Origin of the sequence: Pseudolactococcus plantarum (assembly GCF_002441715.1) — a bacterium.
Taxonomy (GTDB): domain Bacteria; phylum Bacillota; class Bacilli; order Lactobacillales; family Streptococcaceae; genus Pseudolactococcus; species Pseudolactococcus plantarum.
This window is the reverse complement of sequence record NZ_JXJX01000018.1, coordinates 1-8,437: the sequence shown is the minus strand read 5'-3', so window position 1 is coordinate 8,437 and position 8,437 is coordinate 1. Positions and strand designations below refer to the sequence as shown.

Sequence of the window (8,437 nt, the reverse complement as noted above, 5' to 3'; positions counted from 1 at the left end):
TATTTTTCTTTTTCCAAATTTGATAGAGTAGTTTGCCATATTCTTGCACCCAACGGTAAATTGTTGTGTGAGAAACGTTAATGCCACGATCATATAACATCTCTTGAACATCACGATAACTCAAATTATAGCGAAGATAATACCCAACAGCGACAATAATGACGTCTTTTTTGAATTGTTTGCCTTTAAAATGATTCATTACTCTGTCCTCTCTGTCTTTTTTCTCAATTTTACACTAAAATAGATTTTTTGGAAAACTTTGCAACAGAACCAAAAGAAAGTTCCTGAATTGCGATTTGCGGGGTTTGCTGACGATTGGGAAGAGCGTAAGTTAGTTGAAATTTCCGATTATAGAAACGGGAAATCTCATGAGAAAGATATTTCAGAAGATGGGAATTATATTGTTGTAAATTCAAAATTCGTTTCTACAAATGGTCTCTGGTTAAGAAGTATTCTGATGAAATTATTGCACCTCTGTCTAAGAATGAAATAGCATTTGTTTTAAGTGATGTTGCAAATGGTAGGGCAATTGCTCAAACCTTTTTAATTAGTGAAGATAATTTCTTGGTAGAAAGTTCTATTTTTTGTAGTTGTAAGGCTAATGGAGTGGTATAATAGAAATAATTAAAATATAAAATGAGAGGTAGTTTATGGAAATTGAAGAGCATTCAACTGCCATTCTGGATGTTACAAATCATCTGGGAAAGGTAGACATTTTTCCTGGAAATAAATTAGAAATTTTCTCTTTTTTGCTTAGTTCAAATAAATTCGATTATCACAATGCCTGCAATCAACTCTTGGAATCCGTAATAGAGTTTTCACTTTCACGAAAATATCGTGAAACTTATAAAAATGAGTCTATGAAATTATCCAAAGAGGCACGGACTCACTGCAAGGATTGGAAAACAGGTAAAAATGGCGTACGTAAACAGCATAGTCAGAATGAACTGATTGCGGAGCAAAACGCGTGCGACTGGACTAATGTCAAATATTTAGACACAAAATGAGCTATATTTTCTTAAAATAATTTTCTTCTTTCTGATTTGTCAAAAAACACTAACAAGTCCATCACTTCGGCAGGAAATGTTATCCCATTAGGAAGTGAATTTGCAATCGTTCAGTCAGATGATATTGGAAGACCTTCAAGTGTCACACTTTATAATTTTGATGGTAAACCACTTAAATCAGCATCTATTCGAAACTAGTGAATTAAAAACAAACGTGTAATCTTTAATCACAATAAGAAAACAACAGATATAGGAGCACTTACAACTTGAAAAAGAATCCTTTAATCATCACCTTGTCTATTCTGGCTCTGCTTGTAGTTAGCGGTGTTTCCGCCGTCGTGATTCATAACGAACAAGTCGCACATCAGAAAGCAGTCGCACAGGCTAAGGTGCAAGCAAAAGCGAACGAAGTAAAATATCTAAAACAAGCTAATACTGCTGTTAATAAAGCTTACCAAACCAAGAAAGACTCTGATATTGCCTCAGCTCAAAGCGCAATTAAAAAGCTAAACAGCTCGGATAAAAAAGCACCGACTGACAAACTAACCCTACTTACAACAGCACTTACAGATTTGTCTTCCGCTGACAATTTGATTTCAACCGCAGAGAAAGCCACGTCAACCGCCGAAGCAAACCTTGTGCAAGTTAAGAAAGACGCCCAAGCGAAAATTGACGCTCAGAAAATGGACTTGGGTGCGATTGCCAAAGGAGATTACAGTAGCATACAAGGAACTTGGACAGACGCAATCGGCGAGACATTACTTGTTAGCCAGTCTTCAATTACGATGAACGGCACTGCTCTTAATTTATCAAACGCCTACAAAAGCACTTATTCAGACAGACGCTACGATGATGGTAGCGGTATCATCACTTGGGCTGACGGCAACGGAGCTGGGTCTATTCAATTCATACCAAAAAATATAGGTGGATACCTAACAGAGCCAAGTCCGGGGAAATTTCAGACCCCCGCTCATGGAGACATCACGAAAGAAAGGCTTAATATTACCCTCGCTCATGAGAATAAGGAGCATTTGTTTTATAAACAAGGTTCTACGCTGCCAAGTCCCGACTCATTGACAATCTCTGAGGCTGACCAAACCGCAATTGACAACGCAGTTAAGAACGCTCAAACAATGCTTGATAAAATTAAACTGCCTACGGTGTTATCTAAAAAGGCCGCACTACAAACCCGTTTAAATAAAGTAAGCGGAAAAGTCGACTCTAATTCAACCACAGAGAACAAAAACCAAGCAAATTCTGATATGAACGTCAATCAAATCGCTAACGGTGATTACAGCAGTATTCAAGGAACTTGGAAGAATTCCAACGGTAATACGATTACTGTCTCAGGGTCAACCATCACAGAGAACGGGAATGTTATCACACCTATTCAGCATGTGGGTAAAGATTATCTCTCGATAACAGGAACACTAAACCTTCTCGGCCAAGGGAAAGCTTCCCCGCCAAACCTTCTTATCGTTCCCAAGGGTATTTCAATCGCTGGGTTCATGCTGGATAAAACTGACAAAACAGACCAATCAAAAAACCGAATCATTGAAACCGAAAATTTTCAAGCTGGCGGAACAGGCGAACAAGTTGCCGAGGCAACCTATTACAAAGTGAATTAAAACAGCAAATCAAAAATCATGACTTTATGGAATCGTGATTTTTTTAGTAGCTATAAACTTACCTCATGGGATTATAAATTTCTATTATCGCTCATTATCTTGATAATCTTCCGCGATCATCATAGCTTCTACTCGAATTTTTATATCTTCACGCTTTTTATACTCTCGTCGTCATCTATTAGATTTCGAACTTCGAGAAGGAAAATCATATCCCATAGTGCGCTAAATTTTAGAGCTATACTCATGATAAAGTAGACAAATTCAAATAGATAAAAAGCCAGCTCATAACTTAATCGTTGTGAGCTATTTTTTAGTTTATTCTAAAACTTATTAATATATCTATAAATTGTTGTTCTAGAAACTCCCCAAGAATCCGCAATCGATTTAATTGGTGTTCCACTTTCTACCAATGTTTTAAGAAGCTTTACGTCTTGCTCCGAAAATTTCTCAGGTCTTCCTCCAAGTCGTCCTCTTGCACGTGCGGCTTCTCTACCAGCGGCAGAACGCTCCAAAATAAGATTTCGCTCAAATTCCGCAAAAGCCGCAAACAAATGAAACATCAATTGTCCAGTCGAACTTGATTTATCCATTGTAATATTTTCTTGTAGACTATGAAAACTTACCCCTTTATTATTAAGAGAATTAACAATATTAATGAGATCTTCCATATTTCTACCTAGTCGATCCAATCGCCAAACAACAATCGTATCCCCAGGACGAGAAAATTCGATGGCGGATTTTAATCCAGGTCTTTCTCTTTTACTTCCTGACATATGGTCAGTAAATATTTTTTCACAATTATATTTTTCAAGGCTATCTTTTTGTAAATCTAAATTTTGAAGTCCAGTTGAAACTCGGGCATATCCAATATTCATTTTTATTCCTCCATTGATACTATTGTACCATAACTTGAAAGCACTTATATAAATGAACATAGAATAAATTACGGGTTAATGAACATTAAATGTAAATGATTTTGAGAAATTTAATAGGAAAAGAAGAGTGTTCAGAAAATGACCATTTTCTGAACATTCAAACATTCACTTGAATATAGATGGATGTTCTGATATAATACATTCAAACAAACATTTGAATGTAAAGGAATGATCGTATGAATAATGAAATTTGTGAAATAACTTGTATTCATGAAGACAAAGTTAATCGTGCTAAATCTAAACTAGCAAACTTTGATACTCCGTCAGTAAGTGGTTTCTTTAAAATATTGTCAGATGAAAATCGACTTAAAATTGTACATGCTTTAGTTCATGAAGATGAGCTATGTGTTTGTGATATTGCTAATATCATTGATGCTTCGGTCGCAACAACTTCACACCATCTGAACTCCTTAAAAAAATTGGGAGTAGTTGATAGTCACAAGGATGGTAAGTTAGTCTACTATTTTATTAAAAATATCAAAATCTTAAATCTTATGGAGCTTGGCTTAAATTTTAAAGAAGAGGTGCTAGCATGAGTGAGAAAATGACCGAAAAAACCTATCGAATAGAAGGATTAAGCTGTACAAATTGTGCAGGTAAATTTGAAAAAAATGTAAAGCAGTTGCCAGGAGTTACGAGTGCAACAGTAAACTTTGGTGCAAGTAAGATTTCAGTAGAAGGCCAAACAACAATTGAAGAACTCGAAGAAGCGGGAGCCTTCGAAAATCTTATCATTCGTGATGATCAAGAAAATGATGAACAAGTTAGATCAAAAGAGTCTTTTATTAAACGGAATATCGCTTTAATCATCTCTCTTGGTTTTATACTTGTTGCTGTGATTTCCCAACTATCATTGGGCGAAGATCATTTATTAACGAAAGCTCTTTATATATTGGCAATAATAATTGGTGGATTTGATTTATTTAAAGAAGGGTTCTCTGATTTGATCAAATTGGACTTCTCCATGGAATCTTTAATGACTATTGCAATTATTGGGGCCGCATTTATTGGAGAATGGGCCGAAGGTTCTATTGTAGTAATACTATTTGCTATTAGCGAAGCTTTGGAACGATTTTCAATGGATAAAGCAAGACAGTCGATTCGTTCTCTTATGGATATAGCTCCCAAAGAAGCTCTTATCAGGAGAAACAATGTAGAGCAATTAGTCAGTGTCGATAAAATCGATATCGACGATATTATGATCATTAAACCCGGACAAAAAATAGCCATGGATGGGCTTGTTATCAACGGTCATTCTTCAGTAAATCAAGCAGCAATAACAGGAGAATCGGTTCCTGTTGAAAAACAGTTAGATGATGAGGTGTTTGCAGGAACACTAAATGAAGAAGGTGTTCTTGAAGTCAAAGTAACAAAAAAAGTAACGGATACAACGATTGCCAAAATCATTCACTTAGTTGAAGAAGCGCAAGGAGAACGAGCTCCTGCACAAGCCTTTGTAGATAAATTTGCAAAATACTATACGCCATTCATAATTATTATGGCCCTTTTGATAGTGGTTGTTCCTCCGCTATTCTTTGGTGGTGACTGGAATAAATGGCTTTACCAAGGGTTATCCATTTTAGTTGTCGGATGTCCTTGTTCATTAGTGATCTCAACACCTGTTTCAATTGTTTCGGCTATTGGTAATGCAGCAAAAAATGGTGTTTTAGTAAAAGGCGGAGTCTATCTGGAAGAAATTGGTCATTTGAGAGCAATTGCTTTCGATAAGACTGGAACCTTAACAAAAGGAAAGCCTGTCGTAACGGATTTCATTGCAACCAGTTCTGAAACTGATATAAATTATCTATCGATTATTTCATCGTTGGAATCTCTTTCTCAACACCCATTAGCTTCTGCTATTTTAAACGAAGCGGATAAAACTAATGTGGATTACAAGTCAATACAAATCGAGGATTTCCAATCTATCACAGGTAAAGGACTTACAGGTATACATCAAAACATACGTTACTATATTGGAAGCCCTAAACTGTTTTCTGCATCAGTAATCGAAGAAACAGCGGTCAAAGTACAATACAGACAATTTCAAGAACAAGGGAAAACCGCCATGTATTTCGGTACTGACGAACAAATTTTAGGAGTAATTGCTGTCGCGGATGAAGTAAGAGATTCAAGTGCTGCCGTTATTTCTGAACTCCACAAGTTGTCAATTGAACACACTATTATGCTTACTGGTGATAATACTAAAACCGCTGAATCTATTGGTAAGCAATTAGGTGTGACTGAAATAAAAGGAGATCTAATGCCTCAAGAAAAATTAGATTCGATTAAAGCGTTGCGGACAACTTATAATAAAGTAGCAATGGTGGGCGACGGCATTAATGATGCACCAGCATTAGCTGCATCGACGGTTGGTATTGCAATGGGCGGTGCAGGAACAGATACGGCTCTCGAAACTGCTGATGTTGCTCTAATGGGCGACGATTTACAAAAATTACCATTCATTGTTAGACTTAGCCGTCAAACTCTAAAAGTAATTAAGCAAAATATTACCTTCTCATTAGGTATAAAACTATTAGCTCTACTACTAGTCATACCAGGTTGGCTAACACTATGGATTGCTATTGTAGCAGATATGGGAGCAACGCTTTTAGTAACATTAAACGGATTACGATTGATGAAAGTTAAATAACACAACAAATAAAAGAAGGCATGTTTATAAGCGTGCCTTCTTTTTATGATACATTTTTAGTTTTTTTGAACGCTAGTTATGAAGCAAACGGTTCTGTTGCAAAGTTCCCCATAACACCTGATTTATTGTAAAATGTAATAAAAAAGAATGCGAGGACAACAGGTGAATCATTTTAAGGGCAAACAATTCCAAAAAGACGTGATTATTATCTCTGTTGGGTATTATCTTCGCTATAATTTGAGTTATCGTGATGTTCAAGAGATGTTATATGATCGTGGCATTAACGTTTCTCACACAACAATTTACCGTTGGGTTCAAGAATATGGTAAGCTGATCTATCAAATCTGGAAAAAGAAAAATAGACAGTCCTTTTATTCGTGGAAAATGGACGAAACTTATATTAAAATTAAAGGGAAGTGGCATTATCTCTATCGTGCAATCGACTCAGAAGGCATGACACTGGATATTTGGCTAAGACGAAAGAGAAATACTCAGTCTGCTTATGCTTTCTTTAAACGACTATACAAGCAGTTTGGGGAACCGAAAGTTATCGTGACAGATAAAGCACCATCAATTGCTAGTGCTTTTAGGAAGTTACAAAAGCAGGGGCTATACAGCGAAACTGAGCACCGGACAGTCAAGTATCTCAATAACTTAATTGAGCAAGATCATAGACCTGTTAAACGTCGAAATAAACTTTATCAAAGTCTTCGTACTGCATCAACTACGATTAAGGGCATAGAAGCATTGAGAGGCATATACAAAAAGAACCGAAGAAATGGAACGCTCTTCGGCTTTTCGGTATCTACTGAAATTAAAGTTTTGATGGGTATGCCAGCATAGTCAAAGTATCAGAATGGGACTTTTGTACTCAGTATTGAAACTTTGCAACAGAACCAAATAAATCCCAAAACGATTTTTTGAGAGTAAGTTAATGTCTTAAAAAACACCATGTTCCTCAGTTTCTAATTATATATATTTTTTTGTATTATCTTTTTTAATTACCATTTTAATTAGAAATGGAGCTATTAGCGTCGTCAAAATAATAACAATAACTAATTCTGAGTAGATGTCTTCATTAATGATTGCACCGCTTAATCCAATTTGTGCAACTATGAGTGACATTTCCCCTCTTGATACCATTCCTGTTCCAATAAGAAGTGACTCATTTTTTTCTAAATTACATGCCTTCCCAGAATAATATGCGGGAACGAATTTTGTCAAAATAGCTAGTAGTGTAAATAAAATAACGATAAATGGATGTTCAACTAAAACATCAAAATTTATAGAAATTGCTATTGAAACGAAGAAAATTGGAATGAAAACTACATAACCTATCGCAGAAACATATTTTTCAATTAATTCGGAAACCTCTGTTTGACTGATTGCAATCCCTGCAAAAAAGCTTCCAATTACAGCTGACATACCAACTTTATCAGCAAGTAAACTTAGACCCAAACATATAATTAGTGCTGCTGATGTATTTTTTGCATAAATTGGAAGTTTATTTATAAATTTCCAAACTTTAGGAATAAATTTATGTACGAAAATCAAAAATATAAAAAATAATATTTCCATTGAAAACTGAACTATTAAATTTCCTCCACCATTCTTAAAGCTTTTAAACACAGAAAGGATCAATATAGCTAAAATATCATCAACAACTGCAGCTCCTAGTATGATATTCCCGGCTTTTGTTGAAAGATACCCATATTCCTGTAGTACTTTTACTGTGATAGATACAGATGTTGCTGCAAATACGATACCATAAAAAAAACTTGTAGAGAGAGTTCTTCCCGAATATAAAGCAACTGAACCGAAAACAATGATTGGAATAATAACACCTGATAATGCAACCAGAATTGAGGGTTTTAGATTTTTTCTAAGAACTTCTAAATCACTTTCAATACCTGCTAGAAACATTAAGAGGATAACCCCAATTTCTGACATTATTTCTATAGTGTGTCCACCATTAATTAATCCCAATACTGATGGTGCAAGAATTATTCCTATCAACATCTGACCAACAACTTCCGGAATTTTTAATCTTTTTGAAAGCAGGGTAGCTAACATAGAGAAGAAAAGTATAATTGTAATTTGAAAAATATCTTCCATTTTTGAGTGCCTTCTATTTCTTTATTTATTAATACTAATTATAACAGCTAAGATAATAAATTTTTAAAAGTAATCTAGAATAATATTTTATATTGATTAATT

General features: G+C 35.2%; 9 protein-coding genes and 1 pseudogene. 7 read left to right on the top strand and 3 right to left on the bottom strand.

The window, feature by feature from the left end; all coding sequences use genetic code 11:
• Positions 1 to 199: pseudogene (locus RU87_RS09205) on the bottom strand (IS6 family transposase); the annotation flags it as partial.
• Between the two features lie 90 nt (positions 200 to 289).
• Between RU87_RS09205 and RU87_RS09775 the strand changes: the two are divergent.
• The 4 genes from RU87_RS09775 (at position 290) to RU87_RS09190 (ending at position 2,635) form a co-directional block, all read left to right on the top strand.
• The gene (locus RU87_RS09775) at positions 290 to 493 is read left to right on the top strand and encodes a hypothetical protein (protein ID WP_156470829.1); all 204 of its coding nucleotides are present in this window, start codon (positions 290 to 292) and stop codon (positions 491 to 493) included.
• Between the two features lie 157 nt (positions 494 to 650).
• Positions 651 to 1,007 (top strand): hypothetical protein, encoded by a 357-nt coding sequence (locus RU87_RS09195; RefSeq protein WP_068164910.1) that lies wholly within the window; start codon positions 651 to 653, stop codon positions 1,005 to 1,007.
• A gap of 36 nt (positions 1,008 to 1,043) precedes the next feature.
• On the top strand, positions 1,044 to 1,205 hold the full coding sequence (locus RU87_RS09675) for a hypothetical protein (RefSeq protein ID WP_167373834.1): 162 nt from the start codon (positions 1,044 to 1,046) through the stop codon (positions 1,203 to 1,205).
• Between the two features lie 68 nt (positions 1,206 to 1,273).
• The gene (locus tag RU87_RS09190) at positions 1,274 to 2,635 is read left to right on the top strand and encodes a DUF6287 domain-containing protein (RefSeq protein WP_068164913.1); all 1,362 of its coding nucleotides are present in this window, start codon (positions 1,274 to 1,276) and stop codon (positions 2,633 to 2,635) included.
• Positions 2,636 to 2,955: 320 nt separating this feature from the next.
• On the opposite strand, the gene RU87_RS09185 is transcribed toward RU87_RS09190, so the two are convergent.
• Positions 2,956 to 3,510 carry a recombinase family protein gene (locus tag RU87_RS09185; RefSeq protein ID WP_068164916.1) on the bottom strand — a complete coding sequence of 185 codons (555 nt, stop codon included), beginning with the start codon at positions 3,508 to 3,510 and terminating at the stop codon, positions 2,956 to 2,958.
• 236 nt (positions 3,511 to 3,746) lie between these two features.
• Between RU87_RS09185 and RU87_RS09180 the strand changes: the two genes are divergently transcribed.
• The 3 genes from RU87_RS09180 (at position 3,747) to RU87_RS09170 (ending at position 7,063) form a co-directional block, all read left to right on the top strand.
• Positions 3,747 to 4,106, top strand: coding sequence for an ArsR/SmtB family transcription factor (locus RU87_RS09180; protein ID WP_046401253.1), 360 nt, complete (start codon positions 3,747 to 3,749; stop codon positions 4,104 to 4,106).
• Positions 4,103 to 6,220, top strand: coding sequence for a heavy metal translocating P-type ATPase (locus RU87_RS09175; RefSeq protein ID WP_001291323.1), 2,118 nt, complete (start codon positions 4,103 to 4,105; stop codon positions 6,218 to 6,220). Before RU87_RS09180 ends, RU87_RS09175 begins: the two co-directional genes overlap by 4 nt.
• Positions 6,221 to 6,382: 162 nt before the next feature.
• Positions 6,383 to 7,063 (top strand): IS6-like element ISTeha2 family transposase, encoded by a 681-nt coding sequence (locus RU87_RS09170; protein WP_096835852.1) that lies wholly within the window; start codon positions 6,383 to 6,385, stop codon positions 7,061 to 7,063.
• 126 nt (positions 7,064 to 7,189) lie between these two features.
• On the opposite strand, the gene RU87_RS09165 is transcribed toward RU87_RS09170, so the two are convergent.
• A complete protein-coding gene (locus RU87_RS09165; RefSeq protein WP_068164973.1) occupies positions 7,190 to 8,335 on the bottom strand; it encodes a cation:proton antiporter in 1,146 nt (381 codons plus the stop codon).
• Positions 8,336 to 8,437: the final 102 nt, after the last annotated feature.

Coding starts and splice junctions, on each gene's coding strand:
- RU87_RS09195 (WP_068164910.1), top strand. CDS start 651: ATGGAAATTGAAGAGCATTCAACTGCCATTCTGGATGTTACAAATCAT.
- RU87_RS09185 (WP_068164916.1), bottom strand. CDS start 3,510: ATGAATATTGGATATGCCCGAGTTTCAACTGGACTTCAAAATTTAGAT.
- RU87_RS09165 (WP_068164973.1), bottom strand. CDS start 8,335: ATGGAAGATATTTTTCAAATTACAATTATACTTTTCTTCTCTATGTTA.
- RU87_RS09175 (WP_001291323.1), top strand. CDS start 4,103: ATGAGTGAGAAAATGACCGAAAAAACCTATCGAATAGAAGGATTAAGC.
- RU87_RS09180 (WP_046401253.1), top strand. CDS start 3,747: ATGAATAATGAAATTTGTGAAATAACTTGTATTCATGAAGACAAAGTT.